We start from the raw sequence: 19,135 nt of genomic DNA, 5'->3' as shown, positions 1-19,135 counted from the left end.
GAAGTAGGCGCGCCGGTGGAAGAGCGCGTCTGTTTCGGCTCGTACCATGAGATCGGCCTCAAGGGTCGCAACCGCTCGGTCTTCGAGCGGCGGCTGGCTGACAACCTCACTGCGATCCTCGAGGGGCTGCCCGTAGCACGGGTGGAGCGGATGTCCTCGCGTATCGTCGTGCCCGTGACGGACCATTCACGGGTCGATGAGGTGGCTGTGCGCATGGCGCTGGTACCAGGTGTGAACACCGTGATGGTGGCTACGCGCATCGAGCGCGATCTGTCGCTCATCGAGCAAGCCGCACTCGCCGAGGTCGCGGCCTCGGGGCCGTTTACCACCTTTGCGGTTGACGCCAAGCGCAGCAACACCGAGTTCCCGCACTCGAGCCAGGAGATGAACCGCATCCTCGGCTCCACGATCCAGGCAGCCACGGGGGCGGGCGTCGACCTCGGGAACCCCGATCTCATGGTCACGGTCGTCGTGGCCCAGGCGTACGCCTACGTGTCCACGCGGCGGTACGCCGGGGTGGGGGGCCTTCCTACCGGGATGTCGGGGACCCTTGTCTCGTTACTGTCGTCAGGGATCGATTCACCCGTCGCCACGTGGCGCATGATGCGTCGAGGCGCCGTTGCGGTGGGCCTGCACTTCTCCGGCCGCCCCCATGTGTCTTCCGGCAGCGAGGAGCTGGTCGCCCGTATCGCATCGGTTCTTGAGCAAAACGGCGGCTTGGGACGTGTCTATGTCGTGCCGTTCGGCGACATCCAGAAGGAGATATCGCTGCTGGCCCCACCCGACCTGCGCATCATCTTGTACCGCCGACTCATGATGCGCATCGCTGCGGAGATCGCCGGCGTTGAACGCGCGAAGGCGATCGTCACCGGCGAGTCGCTCGGTCAGGTGGCCAGTCAGACCCTCGAGAACATCGCGGCTGTCGACGAGGCCTCGGAGTTGCCGGTGTTTCGCCCGCTCATCGGAAACGACAAGCTCGAGATCATGGCCGAAGCGCGCCGGATAGGCACCTACGAGATATCGATCGAGGACGCGCCGGACTGCTGCACGCTGTTCATGCCGCGTACTCCTGAGACGCATGCCAGCCCGACCGCGGTGCGCGAGGCGTGGAATGCCCTACCGCATGAGCGTATGGTCGCCGACGCGCTCGAGGCGCTGGAATGGCTCGATTTCCGCTGCCCGACCTACCGGCCGCCGAAGCGCTGGCCGACGCCGGCGGGTGCGCCGGGCTTCAGCGTGGCGGCGATGCGCGGGTGAGCGCCACCCTGCGCATCCTGGCCCTCGAGCCGTACTATGGCGGCTCGCATCGCAGCGTCCTTGATGGCCTCGTGGCCCACGTCGACGCCGAGTGGACCCTCGTGACGCTTCCCGCGCGCAAGTGGAAGTGGAGGATGCGGGGCGCGGCGATCACCATGGCGGCCCAGGTGCGGGAGAGCGTTGCGGACGCGCGCCGGGCCGGTGAGGGCGTACCGTTCGATCTGGTCTTCGCATCGACGTTTCTGAACCTCGCCGAATGGCGAGGACTGGTCGGCTCTGCAATGGCGAGCGTGCCCGCGATCGTGTACTTCCATGAGAATCAACTGCTGTACCCGGTGCGCCACACCGCGGAGTGGGACCTTCAGTTTCCTCTCACGAACATCACCTCTGCGCTCTCCGCCGAGCGGTGCGTGTTCAACACCGCCTGGAACCTCGACGGGTTCGTCAGCGAGATTCCTGGTTTCGTCCGCCAGTTCCCTGACCACCACCCCGCTGGACTCGCAGAGGCCATCCGGGCCAAGTCCATCGTGTTGGCGCCGCCGTTCGACCCGAGTGACTTCGACAACGTGGTGCCGACCCGTGGTCCGCGTCCCCGGGTCGTGTGGCCGCACCGCTGGGAGCACGACAAAGACCCGGAGACGTTCCTGCGCGCGGTGACCCAGCTTGCGGACGAAGGGCTGGACTTCGAGGTGGCGATGGCCGGCCAGGCGTTCCGCGAGACCGAGGACGATGTCAGACAGGCGGCATCTGCGCTCGGAGAGCGGCTCGTGCATTGCGGTGAACCGTCGGGGCGTGCGGCGTACGCTGCGTTGCTCGCCAGCTCTGATATCGCGGTATCCACGGCGCGCAACGAGTTCTTCGGGCTGGCGATGGTTGAGGCCTGCTACGCGGGGTGTGCACCACTCGTGCCCGACCGTCTCGCCTACCGAGAGCTCTACGGCGATGAACACCGCTACGAGGGGTACGATGAGTTGGTGGCGCGCTTGAGGGCGCTGATTCTCGCGCCGCCGGCACCCGGTTCAGCGCGGGGATTCGCTGAGCGGTTCACGTTCGCGGCACTCGCTGGCCGCTACGCCGGTTTGTTCGCCGCGGTGGCCGAATCAGCGGGCAGGCGGGATCGGGCGAAAGAAGGGGGAGCAGCGTGAGCGGAGCGGATTTCGTGTGGACGACACCGATGATCGTCGGAGTCGTGGTGCTCGGCTTGTTCGAGTTCGGCCTGATGCTGTGGGCAGTGGTTGACTGGGTCAAACGACCCCCGGCACAGATCCGTGGGAACCGAATCCTGTGGCTGCTTCTCATCCTGCTCGTCAACATCGCGGGGCCGATCATCTATCTGACGGTGGGACGTCTCCCGGCCGCAATCGACGACTCTCAGGTCGTTGCGTCGCCTGAGGCGAGCCAAGCCGCAACGGATGTTCTGTACGGCGACAGCGATCGTTCGATCATCTCGTGACCGCCGCCATCGAACTGCGCGGTCTGGCCAAGCACTACGGCGAGGTGAGGGCCCTCGACTCCGTCGATCTGGTCGTGGAGGAAGGCGCGGTCTTCGGTTTCCTTGGTCCTAACGGGGCCGGCAAGACGACAGCACTGCGGCTGCTCAACGGGCTGGCGCGGCCGAGTGCCGGCTCGGCGCGGATCTTCGGTCACGCTGCTGGGAGCCCCGAGGCTCGCGATGTGGTGGGCTTCTTGCCCGATGTACCCGGCTTCTATGAGTGGATGACCGCAGCGGAGTACCTGCGCTTCGCCGGGGGGTTGTTCGGACTGCAGGGCGAAGGCCTCGAGGAGCGTGTATCGGTGCTGCTGCAGATGGCCGGGCTTGCCGGCATCACCACGCGCCTAGGCGGGTTCTCGCGCGGCATGAAGCAGAGACTGGGCGTGGCGCAGGCGCTCGTGAACGCCCCACGCCTGCTGATGCTCGACGAGCCGACCAGCGCGCTCGATCCGCTGGGACGCCGCGACGTACTCGACATGATCGCCTCGCTCAAGGGGCGAACGACCGTGTTCTTCTCGACGCACATCCTGTCTGATGTCGAGCGGGTGTGCGACACCGTGGCGGTGCTCGACCATGGCGCTATCGTCGCTCACGGGCCCATCGAGGAACTCAAGGCTCGCTACGCGGCCCACCGGATCGTGGTGGAGGTCACCGACGGTGCCGAGGGCCTTGCTGAATCGGTAGGCGCACAAGCGTGGGCGACGTCAGTCCAGCGAGACGGGCAGACGCTGCGCGTGAGTGTGAGTGACACGCGTGAGGCCGGTCGCGCGTTGCCCGCACTTCTGACTGCCGCCGGATTGACGCTCGTGCGCGTCGAACCGGGCGAGATCGATCTTGAAGAGGTGTTCGTCGACTTGGTCGGCCAGTCGACGGGAGGGCAGCGATGAGGGCTCTGGGGCGCTTCCTGGCCAAAGAGACGGTGGAGATCAGGCGCACCTGGCGTCTGCCCACCGTTGGCGGCGTGCTGCTGTTCTTCGCGGTCATGAGCCCTCTGGCGGCCCTCGCGACGCCGGCCATCATCGCCTCGGTATCGCAAAGCCAGCCCGGAGTCGTGATCATGGTCCCCGATCCCACGTACCTCGACAGCTATCTCCAGTGGATCAAGAACCTTTCGCAGATCGGATTGCTGCTGGTCGTCTTTGCGAGCGCGGGCCTGATTGCCGGCGAGCGGTCGAGCGGTACGGCGCTGCTGGTCGTGGTCAAGCCGGTGTCGCGCCGCTCCTTTGCGGTTGCGAAGTTCTTGGCTCAGGCGGGTCTCGTCGCCGGGGCCACCGCGGTCGGCACGCTCGTCACGTGGCTGGGTACGTTGCTCGCATTCGGTGAAGCACCGGCGGCTGCGCTCGTGGCGGCGTCCGGTGCATGGTTGGTGGGCGCCCTGCTCGCCGTGGCCGTGACGCTGGCCCTATCGGCGGTGTTGCCGACGCTAGCCGCCGGGATCGTGGCGCTCGTCGGATTCGGATTACTCGGTATCGCGGGCCTGTGGCCGCCGCTGCTCCAGTACACACCCGTTGGAATCCTGAGCGCCCCGAGCGCCCTGCTGGCGCGTGAGCCCGTTGCCCTTGCCGTCCCGCTCGCAACGACAGCGCTCGTGATCATCGTCTGTGTGTGGGCCGCCGGGGCGTTGTTCGCCCGCAGGGAGCTGTAGCGTCCCCCCGACTACTCGCAGCCCGCGTACCGGCTTGCGACATCGTCGAGGTCGAGGTGGTCGCGCTCGACGTTCATCACCGCGAGGAAGACCTCGATGATCCGCGCGTTCGTCGCTGCGGCGACCACCTCACCGTAGAACTCGGTTGCACGCTGCTCACGGGCGGCGGACTCGGCGATTGCGGCGCACCAGTCCGCCGGCTCGCCTTCCGGCGTCGCGAGGTCATCCGGCTTGGGGGTGCCCAGAAGCTTCGAGAAGATGCCGCAATGCTCGGCCTCGACCCGTGCGAGTCGCTTGTAGGCGCTCGACAGATCCTCGTCGCCGGACAGAGCGGCCACCGCGAGATAGAACCGTGCGTTGGAGCGCTCGATCTCAACCGAGGTCGTCAGGTGGTCGCGCTCGAGCTCGGTGAGCTGGATCGTGTTCTCGGAGGCGGCGAAGCCGCCGGGTTCGACGAAATACTCTGCCGACGCGCCGCAGAACGGGCACCGTGAGGGGGCCGACGTACCGAGGTAGGTGTCGCCGCAGATCCGGCATCGAAGCATCTTCATGGTGATTCTCCTTGTTTCGGTGGGCCAGCGGGCGTGCCCGCCGGTTTGTCAGGGCTGTAGTGCCAGGGCGCTGGCGATCGCGTGGCCGAACGCGCTGGCGGCTTCGGGGCCGTTCGCGGTGACGATGTGACCGTCGACGACGACCGGGTCATCCCTCCACGTGGCGCCGCGCGCGGTCAGGTCGTCGCGCTGTGTGGTGAACGCGGTCGCACGGATTCCTTGAAGCAGCCCCGCGCGGGCCAGCGTAGCCGGGGCGATGCAGATTGCGCCGATCACGCCACCCGCCGCAAGGGTACGCCGTGCCAACCCATGAGCGTCCGGGTCGTCGAAGAACACCGATGCACCGGCGCCACCGATGAACACTGCCGCGTCCCACACGCCCAGTGCGGCGTCGGCGACTGACACAGTCGCCTCCGCGGTGAGTCCGAAGCGCCCCGTGACGGTGCCTGCGGACGTGCTGGCCGTGACCACCGTGGCACCGCTCGCCTCGAGCACCGCCTTGGGTTCTGCGTACTCCTCGTCACGAAACACCGAAGGAGCCACGACCATCACCACGGATTTCATGGAGACCTCACTGACGTTGTTGACCTGCAGACTCCACGATTCTACCCTCACCGAGTGCCTCCAACGCCCGACGATCACGAAAGGCCACCGAATGCCCCGCGACTGGCGCTCATGGCGAGACCTCATCACGAGCCGATGGGCGGTCAAGACGGCGTTTCTGCTGTTCTTCGTGTACGCGGTGGTCCAGCTGCTCAGGTTCGAGCAGTGGGCGAGAGGCAACGGCCCGTTCGTGTCGCGTCCTGAGATCGTCGGTGGCCTGCTGCCCATCGGCCACTTCACGAGCTTCTTCGGATGGGTCAGGGGCGGCGGATGGGACTCCTATCTTCCCGCGGGACTCGTGATCATCATCGGCGCACTAGTCCTCTCCGTGGCCCTCAAGCGTGGCTTCTGCGGCTGGATCTGCCCAGTGGGCACGGTGTGGGAGGCCTTCGCATCGCTCGGCCGGCTCCTGTTCGGCGCGAACGTGCGCGTCTGGCGTTGGCTGGACCTGCTCGGGCGCACCGTGCGCTATCTGCTCGCCGCGGCGTTCATGCTCGTGCTGCTCGTCGTGGTCCCGGTGTCTGAGGCGGTCGGCTTCCGCGCGCTGCCCTACATGTGGGTCGCTGACATCAAGATCATCCACCTCATGGCCGATCCGGCATGGATCGGGATCGCGCTGCTGGCAGCGGTCCTTTCGGTGGCGTTCGGTCCTGTGTGGTGCCGGTATCTGTGCCCCCTTGGAGGGCTCTACTCGGCGGTCGGAATCGCCTCGCCGTGCACCATCGAACGCGACCGAGAGGCGTGCATCCACTGCCGCAGGTGCGCCGAGGTGTGTCACGCATTCGTCGAGCCGGAACGCTTGGGGCGCGTCTGGGCACCCGAGTGTGATGGCTGCATGGACTGCGTGAAGGTATGTCCCGTGGATGGGTGCCTTGAGGCCAAGGCTTTCTCCCGTGCGCGCATCGCGCCGTGGGTCTGGCCGGTCCTGGTCGTTGGTCTGTGGCTCATCATCTACGGCTTCGCGCAAGCGACGGGTCAGTGGAAGAGCGGTCTGCCTCCCGAGGCCTTCAAGTCGGCGATCGACATGGGCATCATCGAACAGGAGACGCGCGGCTTCTTCGAGTAAGGTTCGCCCGGCTTGGTGCGTGTGGTAGGCTGTGTACAAAGTTGTGTACAGACGTCGTACCGCTCTTCTGCGACGCGTGCTTGAAGGGGGATCCGATGCTTGATGTCACGCCCGTTCACGACGGAATCGACCGTCAGATCAGTGAGTTCGGCGCGCGGCGCGAGGCCCTGCAGGCCGCGAACCGGTACTTCTATCTTCAGACGACCACCGGGCCGACGAACCATCTCGTTACCATGAAAGATGGTCGCGAGATGGTGATGCTCGCCTCCTACTCCTATCTGGGCCTGATCGGACATCCTGCCATCGATGCGGCCGCCAAGGCCGCTGTCGACGCGTACGGCACCGGCGCAGGCGGAGTACGTCTACTCACGGGCACGAACGACCTTCACGAGCGACTTGAGGAGAGGATCGCGCGCTTCTCCCACCGTGAGGACTCGTGTGTCTACTCGAGCGGCTATGTGACCAACGTGGCGATGATCACCGCGCTCACGGGCCCCGGCGATCTCATTTTGATGGACAAGCTCGACCACGCGTCTATCGTCGACGGGTGCCTGCTGTCCGGCGCCAAGTGGCGGACCTATCGTCACAACGACATGGAGCATCTCGAGAAGCTGCTGCGCTCGGCTGCGGGCGAGTACGGAACCGTGCTTGTGGTTGCAGACTCGGTGTTCTCGATGGATGGCGACATCATGGATCTGCCCCAGACGAAGCGTCTGTGCGAGCAGTATGGCGCCCGCCTGATGGTTGACGAGGCGCATTCGATCGGATCGCTTGGGGCAACCGGACACGGGATTGAAGAGCACTTCGACATGATCGGCTCCATTGACCTGAAGATGGGCACGCTATCCAAGTCGATTCCGAGCATCGGCGGCTACTGTGCGGCGTCGGCTGAGATCGTCGACTTCCTGAGGCACAACTCGCGCCCGTTCATCTTCTCAGCGGCGCTGCCTCCAGCGCAGACGGCAGCCGCTATCGCCGCATTCGACGTCATCGAGGCGGAGCCGTGGCGGGTGCAGCGCCTCCACAGCGTCCAAGACCGGTACGCCGCGGGACTGCGCGAGCAGGGATGGGACACGATGCTCGCCTCCACGTGTGTGGTGCCGGTGCTCGTGGGCGAGGAGACCAAGACGATGGATCTTACGCGCATGCTCTTCGACCGCGGCGTGTTCGTCTGTCCCATCGTCCACCCGGCGGTTCCACGGGGCACGGAACGCCTGCGCACGTGCTTGATGGCGACGCACACCGATGAAGACATCGCACTCGTGCTTGCGGCGTTCTTGGAGTCCGGACAGGAGCTCGGCCTCATTTAGGACCTGTCCAGCGAGCGTCCCTGCTAGAATCGCCCAGGGACCCTCGCTTTCGCCTGTCAGATGGTGGGCGCGGTCACCGTGGGGCGCGACGCGCATCGGACGCGGACAGGGATCACTCAATGGCTTCTCGCCTGCCTGTGCACTCGCACGCGCGGACATTCGACATCAGGTACGGGTGGATCGCCGTCAGTGCGTTCGTCGGCGTCTACATCGGTACGCGCTACGGTATCGACGTCGGTCCGGCCCTGTTCGGGGCGCAGATCGTCTATACGGGAACGATACTCGCTGCGGCTGTCCTGCTCACGATGGGCGCGCTTCGGAGCCCTGCTGGCAGCCGTGCCCGCAGATCGTGGTTGCTGCTGGGGCTGTCGGCCGGATTCATCTTCCTCGGCGAGTCGGTCTTCAGTGCTGCTGTGTTGTCCGGCCACGAGGCTTCCGAAGCATGGACGGTCTTGTTCGATGTCGCCAATCTCGGTGCGGCCGTCTCGCTGGTTGCGGCACTGGTGGTCGACTCGGGTATCGGTCGGTTCGGATGGCGGCGTGGCGCGCGTCTCACCCTCGATGCTCTCGCGCTTATCACGCTTGCGTTCGCCGTGTTCTACCGATTCTGGTCAGAGAGGCTCCCGGGCGAGGCGAGTCTCGCAGATGCTTCACGGCTGGCGGCCTACTGCGTGCTCGCCGGGGTCATCTTCGTCGGTGGAATCACCACGTTCGGGCGTCGCGGCGCGCGTGATCTGATGCACAACAGACTTCTTGCCTACGCCCTTACGGTGCTGGCGTCGGGAATAGCCCTCTGGGCAGGCACCGAGCTTGCGGTCGGCCCGAGCGCTCAGGTGATCGTCGGGGTGTCGAATACGCTCATGCTGGCTTCGTACGGGGTCATGGTGCTCGCGGCTGTCGCGCGACTCAACGAGCGCAACGTGGCGACGGCTGCGCCACTCGTGCCGCCGTCCGCGTGGCCCGGAGTCATCGCATCCACTCTCGTGTTCGCCTCGATCGTGTGGCTGGGGGTGCTGGCTCTGGGTGCGGACCAAGGTTCGGTTGCGGCGGAGTTCTACCTTGTGGCCGTATCGGTCGCAGCTGTTTGTGTTGTTGGACGAACCTACCTGACGTATGCCGAGGCCGATGAGCTCGACAGGCGTTCGTTGACGGATCCGATAACCGGCGCGCGGGGACCGAGGTCGTTCTGGCTCCAATCCGATGCGCTCATTTCGGCTACCGAGCGGCAATCCCGCATGCCGTGCCTGATCGACCTCGACCTCGACGATTTTTCTCGTGTCAACGCCTCGCGAGGGTACACGGTCGGTGACCACGATCTGACCGCAGTTGCGCGCGCCCTTGAGCATGCAACGGGAGGGGCGAGTGGGGTATACCGCATGCGCGGCAACGAGTTCGCCGTTCTGGCGCGGGTTCGCGACCCCGACGAAGGCATGGTGCTGGCGCGATCGCTCTTGGCCGCAGTACGAGCCGCAGCGACGAGCAGCGCGCTTACCGCATCGGTGGGGCTGGCCGTCTATCCCGTGGATGCGCAGGACTCGGAGGCGCTGCTTCTCAGCGCCAGACATGCGGCCGTCTGGGCGAAGAGGCATGGCAAGAACCGTGTCGTGCGCTTCGAGCCGCGCATCGGCTCTGCGCTCAGCGCGCGAGACCCGTTCGCACTCCCGGGTGAGCAAGCGAAGGCGGATATGGCGCGCGCGTTGCTCGCTGCGGCCGATGCGCGTGACCCAGCCAACCACACCCACTCACGCAACGTCGCCGCCCTGGCCCGGCTGCTCGCTGAGGACCTCGGATTGGACACCGAGCGTACGAAACGCGTCGAGATGGCTGCGATTCTTCACGACGTGGGCAAGATCGCGTTGCCGGATGTGATGCTGGGCGGGCGTACGCTCACGTTTCAGGAGCGAACGGTGGCACGCGAGCACCCCGAGTTAGGCGAACGTCTCCTGGACTCCCTGGCCGTCGAGGGTGTCGGACGGTGGGTGCGCGCCCACCACGAGAACTGGGACGGCTCGGGCTACCCTGATGGACTGTCCGGCGACGACATCCCCGTCGAGGCACGAGTCATCGCGCTTGCGGACGCTTTCGACGGCATGACCATGGGGAAGCGCTACGGGGCACCGATGTCACATGCAGCCGCCCTGCAAGAGATTGACCTCGGCATCGGTGTGCGTTTCGACCCGGACCTGGCCGAGAGGTTCATTCGTGTGGTCGCCACGATGGGCGCTCTGGGCTGGTCGGATGAATGGGGGACGGCGTGAGCGCCTTGAGCCCCCGTATCATCCGCATGATTCGGGTGCTTGCCTGGCTGACGGCAGGGCTGCTGGCGGGATGGCGCATCGCCGTCCTCGTGTTCGACTGGTCACCGCGCGTCCAGATCATCCTCGGCGACGTCGTGTCGTACGTCATGCCCTTGGGCGTGACGCTGGTGCTTCTCGGTATCGTCGCGATGAAGACTCTCGGCACGGGTCGTGAGCACAGATTCTGGGGTCTGCTCTGGCTCGCGGTCGCCCCGGTGTTCGTCGCTGAGGTGTACTGGACGTACTACGCGCTGACGGTCGACCTCGCTGGCCCCATCCAGTCGCAGTTCGTCAGAGCCCTGCACATCGTGGGGCAGGCGGCCATGCTCGCGCTTCTGGTCCGCATGACTCGTTTCGGGCAGTTGCCGCCCCTGGTGAGGGTGCGCTTCCATCTGGACATCCTTTCGGCGCTCGCCGTGGCATGGCCCGTCGTGTATCTGGTATGGACTCTGCCCGCGTTCGACGGTCTGCCCGGCGGCGGCAGCGGGATGGCCGGCATAGCGGCGGTCTACCCGCTGTTTGGCTTGCTCATGGTCGCTGCGACTGTGCCCATCTTGTTCTCAGCTCGCACCTCCAGACCGCGATGGGAACGCATCGTGGCCGGATCACTCGTGGTGTACGGGGTGAGTCTGATCCTCAACCCGTACTTCAATCTCCTGGCCTTGCAGGGTCTCGATGAGGGTTTCGCCCTGCTCTCGGCTGTCAGCGGGCTTGCGCTGCTGATTCTTGATGTGGGCGTCATCTACCGACTCACCTCACCTGAGGGAGGCGGTCTGGCTACCGCCCCCTGGGCGCTGCCTGAAACTACAGGCAACGCGTTGCTCAGGTACTTTCCTGTGGTCGTGGCTGCGATGCTCGTGCCGCTCGGGGCGTTGGCTGTCGCGTTCGCAGGCACCCCTGCGGGTGCTCCGCTGTTCTACGCGAACCTGGTGGTCGCCTGGCTGCTCGCGCTCCGGTCCCTCATCGCAGCGATCGAGCGAGCGCGGGCACGAGCCGCCGATGCCGTCGATGCTGAGACCGGTGCATTCGACGCGAGGCTTCTGATCCCGCGCTTGGCAGAGCTCGTCGAGCGGGCGTCAGAGGCAGGCCGGTCCTTCTGCGTGGTGGTCTTCGCGGTCAATGATCCGATAGGGGCTACCTACGACCCCGGTGAGGGCCGCGCGGCGGGAAGGGAGCTCGTCGGCGTTGTGCGCAGTGAGGCGCAAGGGGCGGTCGAGATATTCAGACTGGGTGAGGATCGCATCGCCGTCGTCCTTGACGGAGCGACACCGGGCGACGCCGCCACGCTCGCGCTGCGGGCATGGGTTGCCGTGGACAGGCTACTGGCACTGGATGGAGCCCGGCTGGGCATGACCGTGAGCGCGGGCGTGGCCTGCTTCCCGCTGCATGCATTGAGTGCCGACAAGTTACTCGCGGCCGCCGAGGTCGCGGTGGCGGTGGCTCGCGGGTCTGAGAGCGAGCCGGTCGCCGTCTATGACGCATCCGCGGAGGTGCTCCCTGCTGATGAGCGTCGACTGCGGGAGCGGATGCGGGTTCTGCGCAGCACCGTGCGAGCGCTTGCCGAGGCGGTGGATGCCCGAGACCCCGCGACGCGTGACCATTCCGTCAACGTGGCCGAGCTTGCTACGGCACTCGCGCAGGTGCTGGGGTTGCCCGACAGCCAGGTTCAGATCGTGGGCCTCGGCGCCCTGATGCATGACGTCGGCAAGATCGGCGTGCGCGATGAGATCCTGCTGAAGCCCGGGCCTCTGGATTCCCTGGAGCGAGCCGAGATCGAAGAGCACCCCGTCTTGGGTGAGCGAATCCTCGCCCCGGCTCTGCTCGATGACATTCTCCCCATCGTGCGCTGGCATCACGAGCGATGGGACGGCGAAGGCTATCCCGACCGGCTGTCAGGCGAGCGCATCCCCGTGGAGTCGCGTGCACTGGCCATCTGTGACGCGTTCGAGACGCTTACCAGTGGCCGTCCGTACCGCGAGGCGGTCTCTACCGAAGCCGCGCTCGCTGAGATCGAGGCGTGCGCCGGCTCGCAGTTCGACCCCGCGATGACGGCCGTGTTCGCCCGGTTGGTGCGAGGACTGTCGGGCCCGAGGGCCGCTACAACTTCGCCATGATGCCTGAGACGTCGCGCGGGTGCAGTGCGCGCCTCCAGCCGGGCTCGGCCGATGCGGGCGTGCTCTGGCCGTAGGTGGGTTTTCCCGTTTCGCGGAAGTAGACCCCGATGGGCATTTTGCAGGTGTCGGGAGCGCACGTGAGTTCATGAAACGCGGTCAGCGACAGGTCGAAGGCCTTCACCCTGTCAGTCGCGTCCCAATCCGACTCCTCGAGCTTGTAGACGCGCTCCCTGAACCACGCGAAGGTGTTGATCTTGTTCCAGGTCACACAGGGCTGGAACACGTCCACAAGGGCGAAGCCGTCGTGCGTCAGGGCTTCGATGTAGAGCGATGTCAGGTGCGCGATGTCACCGGCGAAGCCGCGGGCGATGAAAGTCGCACCTTCTGCCAGTGCGATGCCGATGGGGTTCACCGGTTCTTCCAACACGCCTTGGGGGGTTGAGACGGTCGGCATGAGGTGGTCGCTCGTCGGCGACGCTTGACCCGTGGTGAGCCCGTAGATCTGGTTGTTGTGCGCGATGACCGTGAGCGCGACGTTGCGCCGACACGCGTGAACGAAGTGCCCGAGGCCCAAGCCGTAACCGTCACCGTCGCCCATCTCGACGACGACGTGTTGGTCGGGGCGGGTGAGGGCGTACGCGGATGCAGGCGGCAGTGAGCGGCCGTGGAGGGCGTGAAACCCCTGCACATCGTAGAAGTCGGCGCCGTTGCCGTGGCATCCGATGCCCCAGAACATCGCGAACTCCCGTTTCTCCCAACCCAGCTCGGCCAGGGCACGTTGGAGCGCGAGAAACATCCCGTGATTGCCGCAGCCCGGGCACCAGGTCGGCTTGTTCGTGTTGGTGAACGCCTTGGCTTCAGGCATCAGTTGAAGTCCTCCTTCGCAACGAGCGCACCGGCGGCGTTGAGCTCGACCGGTTCGCCAAGCAGCTGCTTCACGGTGGCGTAGATGAGCTCCGGCGAGAACGGGCGGCCGTCGTAGCGACGTAGTCGGTGATGCACGGCATGGAGACACTGCTCACGGATAAGGCCCTCGAGCTGCCCGGTGGCGTTGCCCTCGATGATGAGGTTGATCTTCGCATCACACAGGAAGCGGCAGACCTCGATCGCGGGGAACGGCCACAGGGTGGTGACCTGAATGGCGTTCACCGCGTGTCCCTCGGCATGAAGCCATTGCAGCGCCTGGAGCGCCGGCATCTTCGTGGAGCCGAAGAAGACGAGCGAGATCTCGGCGTCGTCGGGGCCGAATCGATTCGGAGGCGGGACCATCGACGCCGCAAGGTCCAGCTTGCGCAGGCGCTTCTCGTTCTGGGCGACGCGGATGGAGGCCTCCTCGGCTTGAGCGCCGTAGCCGAACTCGTCGTGCTCGTAGGAGTTGACGACCTGGATCGCGCCCTCCACGCCCGGGAGCGCACGCACGCTCACACCATCCTCGGTGACCTTGTAGCGCGCGTAGCGGCCGTCGCCGGCGAGCGCATCGGGGTGGTCCTGGACGTCGCCCTCGGCCACGAGCTTGCCACGACGGATCTCGACGGCCTCCACGTCAAAACGCTCGCTGGTCGCGCGGTTATCCGACAGGTATGAGTCGCCGAGCAGGATCACGGGAGTCTGCAGTTCGTCAGCCAGATTGAAAGCGCGCCAGGTGTACTCGAACGCCTCAGCGTGGTCGCCCGGAGCCAGCACGACCCTCGGGAACTCGCCCTGAGAAGCGTGCAGGGCGAAGCGCAGGTCGCTTTGCTCGGTCCACGTGGGCAGACCGGTCGCAGGTCCGGGTCGGGTGAACAGGCCGACGACGCAGGCGGTCTCACTGACTCCGGCGAAACCGAACGCTTCGACCATCAGAGAGAAGCCGCCGCCCGCGGTAGCGCACATCGAACGCGTGCCGCCGAACGCGCTGCCAAGAACCATGTTCATCGCAGCGATCTCGTCCTCGGTATGCTTGACGACCACACCGGCTGCGTCGCCGTGCTTAGCCATGAAGTGGAGTAGCGACGAGGCGGGAGTCATCGGATACGCGGCGTAGAAGCCCACGCCGGCTGCGAGCGCTCCGAGACCGAAGGCTTCGTTTCCATCGGCGAGCACCAAGTCGCCTGCCTGCTCGGCAGCGGGAAGGGCGAACGGGAAAGCACAGGGGGCACCCTGGGCGTGCTCGAGTCCTGCCTGGGCGATGGCGATGTTCTGCGCGGCGATCTCGGGTGCTTTGTGCGCGAACTGCGCTCGGATAGAGGACTCGAGCCCGTCGAGTGCCATGCCCATGTGTCCCAGGGTCGCACCTAGCGCGGCGACGTTGCGCATGATCTTGATGCCGCCGGCGTCATCAACGATTCGGGTGAGCGGAACCGGCACGAGACACACGTCGTCGCGACCGCCTAGGTCGGCATCCGCATCCGGTTCGAAGTCCTTCGGGTCGTAGATGAGGGCACCACCCGGGGTGAGTTCGCGGATGTGGAGCCGGGCAGTGGGGCGGTCAAGCGCCACCAGGATATCGGTGGCCATCACGTGGCTCGTGATGGGGTCGGCGCTCACGCGCAGGTGGTAGGTGTTGTGCCCGCCCTTGATAAGCGACGGGTACTCAGTGAGATCGAAGGTGCGGTAGCCGGCCTGTGCGAACACACGTGCCAGCGACTGGCCCGCCGCCTTGATGCCGAACCCGGCGGGTCCTCCGATGCGGATGCGCACCTCGCGCCCGTAGGGCGCTGTTTGGGACATGGTCGGTCCTCTCGTGAGCGATCGGGTCGTCGCAGTGGTCGAAGCGGGCGTGTGGTGTTGTGCGCGCGGCACAAGGGGTATTGTTCCCGACACGCGCCGCGAAGACGCGCCGAAAGCATGCGATACTTGGTCTATGACCCAAAGAACCACAACACCCACCGTTGTAGTCGGCGTCACCGGCTGCATCGCTGCGTACAAAGCATGCGAGTTGGTGCGAGAACTCATGCGCGCCGGCTGTCGGGTGAAGGTCGTCATGACCGAGAACGCGACGCGCTTCGTCGGCCCGACGACGTTTCGCGCACTCACCGGAGAGCCGGTTGGGGTCTCGCTGTGGGACGAGCCCGCGGCGCGGGTGCACCACACCTCGCTCGCCGAGGAGGCGGACGTGTTCGCCGTCGTCCCCGCTACCGCAAACGTGATGGCGAAGTTCGCCATGGGGCGCGCCGACGATCTGCTCACGACCGTTGCGCTGGCTACGGAGGCGCCGCTTGTGGTGGCGCCGGCGATGAACGTGCACATGTGGCGCAACCCGGTGACGCAGGCCAATGTCGAGGCGCTCCGCGCGCGCGGCGTCGTCGTGATCGAGCCGGAGAGCGGCGAGCTTGCCTGTGGCGACGTGGGGGAGGGCAGGCTGGCGGCGCTATCGGTGATCACCGAGGCGATTCTGGCCGAGGCGCATCGCGCGCGGGATATTCGAGGCGTGCGCGTGCTTGTGACCGCCGGCCCCACTCGCGAGGCCATCGACCCCGTGCGCTTCATCGGCAACGCATCCAGCGGCAAGACCGGCTTCGCCATCGCCGAAGAGGCAGCACGGCGCGGGGCCGATGTCGTGCTGGTGAGCGGCCCGACCGTGCTGCCCGATCCCTTCAACGTCTCGACCGTCCGGGTCACCACGGCGCTCGAGATGGCTGCCGCGGTCGACGACGCCTTCGAATCGTGCGATGTGGTCGTGGCGAGTGCCGCGATCTCGGACTTTCGCCCCGCCGTGCGCTCGAGCGTGAAGCAGCACAAAGATGAAGCGCCCCTCGTCGTCGAACTCGAGCGAAATCCGGACATACTCGCCGCTCTCGGTGTTCGCAAGGAAGGGCGATTGCTGGTGGGCTTTGCGGCTGAGACGGGAGACCCCGTGGCGAGCGCGCGCGGCAAGCTCGCTGCCAAGTCGCTCGATCTCGTGGTCGCCAACGACGTGTCCGACCCGGTGATGGGGTTTGCCAGTGACCACAACCGGGTCTGGCTCGTAGACGCATCCGGTTCTGAAGAGTTGCCTGTCATGTCGAAGCGGGCGCTTGCGCGCGCGCTGTGGGATCGTATCGCGCCGTCCGCCCGAGAGGCGAGCGAGCGCCGGAAAGGAGTTGGCGAATGACCAGGAGTCTTGCAGGGGCGTCCAAGCGGCTTGCCGCCTACGTCGGAGAAGACGAGACCTACGAGGACCGTCCGCTCTATCAAGCGCTCGTCGAGCAGGCGCGAATCCAGGGCTGCGCAGGTGCGACCGCTTTGCGCGGCATGGTGGGTTTCGGTGCCGCGAGTCGCGATGTGGCCAAACACGGTCTTCGCATGTCGACCGACTGCCCGGTCATGGTCGTCGTCATCGACGATGTGCCGCGCATCGCTGCGCTGGCGGAGGTGTGGTCGGCCATGATTCCCAGCGGCATCATCACTCTTGAGGACGTGAGCGTGGTCTTTTATGCGGGCGAACCTGAGTCAGGCGGCTCGCAGGGATGAAGCGGAGGCCCGAGCGATTGCCCGGGCCTCCGATGACGATCACTGTGGTGTCTCGGGTCGGTTAGCGTCCCACGACCTTGGTCACCGCGGACTTTGCGGTGCCGCTGATCGCGTAGTACTGGGTGGTTCCCCGCAGGGCCTTCGTGGACACGCTCCAACGTGACTTTGAAGGCACGCTCGGATCGGCTGAGGTCTTCGCCGATGCGAGGGGCACGAAACGCGTCGCCCCGGGCTTCTTGACCAGCACTTGGATCGTGGTGCCCGCGACCCCAGGGTCTAACACACCGCTCAGCGTCAGCGCAGAACCCACACGAGCCGTCGAGGCAGAAGGCTTGATGGTCACGGTGGGTCGCCCGATGACGAACGTCGCACTACGTTGCGCCTCGACGTTTCCGTAGTTGTCCTGGGACCAGTAGGTGAGTTCGTACGTCTTGCGTCCGGTTGCAGGCAACGGTAGCGTCGGTAGCTCGACTCGGTGGCTCCTCTGGCCGGGCAGAAGCGTAGTCATGCGGATGGGATGCCCGTTCAGCTGGTAGTAGATGTAGCCGAGTCCCCAGCCGCCCCCGTTGTCCTCGGCGGTGAGCGCGATGGTGGCCGGTCCCCCGTAGACGGCGCGGACATCGGAGATGGTTGTCGGCGCGATCGCATCGGGGGTTGCCGTTGACACGCCGGTCGCGAGTGTGGCCGGCGGGCTGACGCGGGTCTTGACGTGCCCGACCGAGAGCAGCGGACCGACGGCGATCACGTCGTACGGGCGGCCACGACGTACGGTGAAGGAACCCGACGCGCTCTTGGCTCCCGCGACACGCCGGGTGTTATCGAAGACCGCCCACGCGCCTTGACCCTGAGCGACGCTCACGTCATAGGTGACGGTGTCAGCGGTGGATCCAGATTCGGCGACAATCAAGCAGAACGCACCCGTGGCGCTGTGACACCGATCGCAGCGGTACGTGTACGAGCTGGCGGAATGGGCACTGGTTGCGAGCAGCCCGGAGACCAGAGCAGCGACGGCGACCAGAACCAGTATGGTGAGTGCCTTCTTCGAGGTCATCGTCATCACCAGGCCGTCACAGAGTGGCCGTCAAGGGTCGCACTGCCGTCAGATGTCGCGGTTTCGTCGTGACATGAGTCGCAGTCCATGCGGCCCTTCGCGTTGCCGGAGTGGCAAGGGGAGCAGGCCTTCTCGGCGTCGCTCAGGACCAGCGCGGGTATCACTTCGCCCGCGGCCCACCGGTTCAGAAGGACGACCGTGTTGCGCATGAGGTCGTGGGAAGCCTTGGCGCACCGATCCTTGCGCTCCGCGCTGCTGAAGGTCGTCCCCGTCATCGTGGTCCACACCGAGATCGATGCGTGGCAGAGCTGAGTGTGTCCTGTGGTCGTTGGCGCGTTCATTTTGGGGGCGGGACCACTCACCGGTCGCCAGCCGCTGCGGTACGCGTTGTCGATACGATTCGTGGGGAGCGGCGTCTCAGCGTAGTAGCGCATGTTCGCGTCGATAATGGTCGCCGGACCACCGCACATGCTCAAGATGGCTGACGACCCGTTGAGGGTCCCGCATACCGTGCCCCAGGCGTTGAGGCCAGCACCTCCGTAGGCGAACACGTTCTTCGGGATGCTCGCCCATAGTTCACGATCTGGGTTGCTGGTGTCCGCAGCGAGTGCTTCGATGAGCGGCCAGGCGGTCGCCTCTGAACATCCGGACTGGAAGAAGACTTCGTAGGCGCGCCTTGCGAGCTTGTCGGGATCCTGCGGCGTGTACGCCCACGGGAGAGCTTTCGGGGCGGCAGCGGATGCTTCAGTCGTCCGAATCACCGCAGGAGCGACAACAGCTCCGAGCATCACGCCCGCCCCGGTGATGAAGGCGCGTCGCGAGACCCCGCTCGTGGCGCGTTTTGTGTCGTGCATAGGTTTCCTCCCCTGAACGGGGGCAGCGCGAACAAAATGGTGGCTGCCCGAACATAATATGCATCGGCCGCACTAGGGGCGCGCTTGACCTCTCGCGCGACGAAAGGTCAGCATGAAAGGGCAAGCGGTCATCGCGCATGGGGAGTGGGGTATCCAAGGCGACTCGTCCTCGCGGAATAGCGTCCCACTTGAAGCAAACCAATGGTCGTCGTAGACTATCGCCTTGCCGCTTAAGGGCGGCGTTTCGGGCTGTGGCGCAGCTTGGTAGCGCACTTGACTGGGGGTCAAGGGGTCGCAGGTTCAAATCCTGTCAGCCCGACCAGTGTGATGTCTCAGGACATCGTGGACAGATGTGTCACGACATCGTGGACACATCGGCACGACCGATGGCCTGATAGTTCTTGGTCGGATCGAGGGTGAGGTGCCTTAGCATCTCACCCTCTTCCGTCAGAACCCGGACATCC

General features: G+C 65.8%; 17 protein-coding genes and 1 tRNA gene. 12 read left to right on the top strand and 6 right to left on the bottom strand.

The features are described from left to right. Positions 1 to 15 precede the first annotated feature (15 nt). From thiI to U1E26_02635, 5 genes are read left to right on the top strand one after another with little or no spacing between them, the layout of a single operon-like run. Positions 16 to 1,257 carry a tRNA uracil 4-sulfurtransferase ThiI gene (thiI, locus tag U1E26_02655; GenBank protein ID MDZ4168544.1) on the top strand — a complete coding sequence of 414 codons (1,242 nt, stop codon included), beginning with the start codon at positions 16 to 18 and terminating at the stop codon, positions 1,255 to 1,257. Further along, a complete protein-coding gene (locus tag U1E26_02650; GenBank protein MDZ4168543.1) occupies positions 1,161 to 2,402 on the top strand; it encodes a DUF3524 domain-containing protein in 1,242 nt (413 codons plus the stop codon). Before thiI ends, U1E26_02650 begins: the two co-directional genes overlap by 97 nt. After that, positions 2,399 to 2,710 (top strand): PLDc N-terminal domain-containing protein, encoded by a 312-nt coding sequence (locus U1E26_02645; GenBank protein ID MDZ4168542.1) that lies wholly within the window; start codon positions 2,399 to 2,401, stop codon positions 2,708 to 2,710. Before U1E26_02650 ends, U1E26_02645 begins: the two co-directional genes overlap by 4 nt. Beyond that, positions 2,707 to 3,636, top strand: coding sequence for an ABC transporter ATP-binding protein (locus U1E26_02640; GenBank protein MDZ4168541.1), 930 nt, complete (start codon positions 2,707 to 2,709; stop codon positions 3,634 to 3,636). The genes U1E26_02645 and U1E26_02640 overlap by 4 nt, the downstream gene beginning before the upstream one ends. After that, the gene (locus U1E26_02635; protein ID MDZ4168540.1) at positions 3,633 to 4,394 is read left to right on the top strand and encodes an ABC transporter permease; all 762 of its coding nucleotides are present in this window, start codon (positions 3,633 to 3,635) and stop codon (positions 4,392 to 4,394) included. The genes U1E26_02640 and U1E26_02635 overlap by 4 nt, the downstream gene beginning before the upstream one ends. An 11-nt stretch (positions 4,395 to 4,405) precedes the next feature. On the opposite strand, the gene U1E26_02630 is transcribed toward U1E26_02635, so the two are convergent. Beyond that, positions 4,406 to 4,945, bottom strand: coding sequence for a ferritin family protein (locus U1E26_02630; protein MDZ4168539.1), 540 nt, complete (start codon positions 4,943 to 4,945; stop codon positions 4,406 to 4,408). 48 nt (positions 4,946 to 4,993) lie between these two features. Continuing rightward, the gene (locus tag U1E26_02625; protein MDZ4168538.1) at positions 4,994 to 5,560 is read right to left on the bottom strand and encodes a DJ-1/PfpI family protein; all 567 of its coding nucleotides are present in this window, start codon (positions 5,558 to 5,560) and stop codon (positions 4,994 to 4,996) included. 40 nt (positions 5,561 to 5,600) lie between these two features. On the opposite strand from U1E26_02625, the gene U1E26_02620 reads away from it, so the two are divergent. The 4 genes from U1E26_02620 (at position 5,601) to U1E26_02605 (ending at position 12,335) form a co-directional block, all read left to right on the top strand. Then, on the top strand, positions 5,601 to 6,614 hold the full coding sequence (locus U1E26_02620; protein MDZ4168537.1) for a 4Fe-4S binding protein: 1,014 nt from the start codon (positions 5,601 to 5,603) through the stop codon (positions 6,612 to 6,614). 95 nt (positions 6,615 to 6,709) lie between these two features. Further along, positions 6,710 to 7,924 (top strand): pyridoxal phosphate-dependent aminotransferase family protein, encoded by a 1,215-nt coding sequence (locus U1E26_02615; protein MDZ4168536.1) that lies wholly within the window; start codon positions 6,710 to 6,712, stop codon positions 7,922 to 7,924. Positions 7,925 to 8,043: 119 nt separating this feature from the next. Beyond that, complete coding sequence (locus U1E26_02610; protein MDZ4168535.1) at positions 8,044 to 10,182, top strand: HD domain-containing protein; 2,139 nt, start codon at positions 8,044 to 8,046, stop codon at positions 10,180 to 10,182. Next, a complete protein-coding gene (locus U1E26_02605; protein MDZ4168534.1) occupies positions 10,179 to 12,335 on the top strand; it encodes an HD domain-containing protein in 2,157 nt (718 codons plus the stop codon). Before U1E26_02610 ends, U1E26_02605 begins: the two co-directional genes overlap by 4 nt. On the opposite strand, the gene U1E26_02600 is transcribed toward U1E26_02605, so the two are convergent. Together U1E26_02600 and U1E26_02595 are read right to left on the bottom strand one after the other, a co-directional pair. Next, the gene (locus U1E26_02600; protein MDZ4168533.1) at positions 12,319 to 13,200 is read right to left on the bottom strand and encodes a thiamine pyrophosphate-dependent enzyme; all 882 of its coding nucleotides are present in this window, start codon (positions 13,198 to 13,200) and stop codon (positions 12,319 to 12,321) included. The two genes, U1E26_02605 and U1E26_02600, sit on opposite strands and share 17 nt — an antisense overlap. Next, the gene (locus tag U1E26_02595) at positions 13,200 to 15,044 is read right to left on the bottom strand and encodes a 2-oxoacid:acceptor oxidoreductase subunit alpha (GenBank protein ID MDZ4168532.1); all 1,845 of its coding nucleotides are present in this window, start codon (positions 15,042 to 15,044) and stop codon (positions 13,200 to 13,202) included. Before U1E26_02595 ends, U1E26_02600 begins: the two co-directional genes overlap by 1 nt. Before the next feature lie 133 nt (positions 15,045 to 15,177). On the opposite strand from U1E26_02595, the gene coaBC reads away from it, so the two are divergent. Both coaBC and U1E26_02585 read left to right on the top strand, forming a co-directional pair. Further along, positions 15,178 to 16,407, top strand: a complete 1,230-nt coding sequence (gene coaBC, locus U1E26_02590) for a bifunctional phosphopantothenoylcysteine decarboxylase/phosphopantothenate--cysteine ligase CoaBC (GenBank protein ID MDZ4168531.1) — start codon at positions 15,178 to 15,180, stop codon at positions 16,405 to 16,407. Beyond that, complete coding sequence (locus tag U1E26_02585) at positions 16,404 to 16,766, top strand: DUF190 domain-containing protein (GenBank protein MDZ4168530.1); 363 nt, start codon at positions 16,404 to 16,406, stop codon at positions 16,764 to 16,766. The genes coaBC and U1E26_02585 overlap by 4 nt, the downstream gene beginning before the upstream one ends. Positions 16,767 to 16,827: 61 nt before the next feature. Here U1E26_02585 and U1E26_02580 read toward each other — a convergent pair whose 3' ends face one another. After that, entirely contained in the window at positions 16,828 to 17,817 is a 990-nt protein-coding gene (locus U1E26_02580) for a hypothetical protein (protein ID MDZ4168529.1), read from the bottom strand. Between the two features lie 5 nt (positions 17,818 to 17,822). Continuing rightward, complete coding sequence (locus tag U1E26_02575; GenBank protein MDZ4168528.1) at positions 17,823 to 18,671, bottom strand: hypothetical protein; 849 nt, start codon at positions 18,669 to 18,671, stop codon at positions 17,823 to 17,825. A 245-nt stretch (positions 18,672 to 18,916) separates the two neighbouring features. On the opposite strand from U1E26_02575, the gene U1E26_02570 reads away from it, so the two are divergent. Beyond that, positions 18,917 to 18,993: transfer RNA gene (locus tag U1E26_02570), tRNA-Pro, on the top strand. Positions 18,994 to 19,135 lie beyond the last annotated feature (142 nt).

The organism is Coriobacteriia bacterium (assembly GCA_034370385.1).
In the GTDB taxonomy this organism is placed as follows: Bacteria; Actinomycetota; Coriobacteriia; order Anaerosomatales; family PHET01; genus JAXMKZ01.
Note: the sequence above shows the minus strand (reverse complement) of the source record. Positions and strands in the feature narration are given on the sequence as shown.

Coding starts and splice junctions, on each gene's coding strand:
- U1E26_02620 (MDZ4168537.1), top strand. CDS start 5,601: ATGCCCCGCGACTGGCGCTCATGGCGAGACCTCATCACGAGCCGATGG.
- U1E26_02615 (MDZ4168536.1), top strand. CDS start 6,710: ATGCTTGATGTCACGCCCGTTCACGACGGAATCGACCGTCAGATCAGT.
- U1E26_02610 (MDZ4168535.1), top strand. CDS start 8,044: ATGGCTTCTCGCCTGCCTGTGCACTCGCACGCGCGGACATTCGACATC.
- U1E26_02575 (MDZ4168528.1), bottom strand. CDS start 18,671: ATGCACGACACAAAACGCGCCACGAGCGGGGTCTCGCGACGCGCCTTC.
- U1E26_02600 (MDZ4168533.1), bottom strand. CDS start 13,200: ATGCCTGAAGCCAAGGCGTTCACCAACACGAACAAGCCGACCTGGTGC.
- U1E26_02585 (MDZ4168530.1), top strand. CDS start 16,404: ATGACCAGGAGTCTTGCAGGGGCGTCCAAGCGGCTTGCCGCCTACGTC.
- U1E26_02650 (MDZ4168543.1), top strand. CDS start 1,161: ATGGCTCGATTTCCGCTGCCCGACCTACCGGCCGCCGAAGCGCTGGCC.
- U1E26_02635 (MDZ4168540.1), top strand. CDS start 3,633: ATGAGGGCTCTGGGGCGCTTCCTGGCCAAAGAGACGGTGGAGATCAGG.
- coaBC (MDZ4168531.1), top strand. CDS start 15,178: ATGACCCAAAGAACCACAACACCCACCGTTGTAGTCGGCGTCACCGGC.
- U1E26_02595 (MDZ4168532.1), bottom strand. CDS start 15,044: ATGTCCCAAACAGCGCCCTACGGGCGCGAGGTGCGCATCCGCATCGGA.
- U1E26_02630 (MDZ4168539.1), bottom strand. CDS start 4,945: ATGAAGATGCTTCGATGCCGGATCTGCGGCGACACCTACCTCGGTACG.
- U1E26_02580 (MDZ4168529.1), bottom strand. CDS start 17,817: ATGACCTCGAAGAAGGCACTCACCATACTGGTTCTGGTCGCCGTCGCT.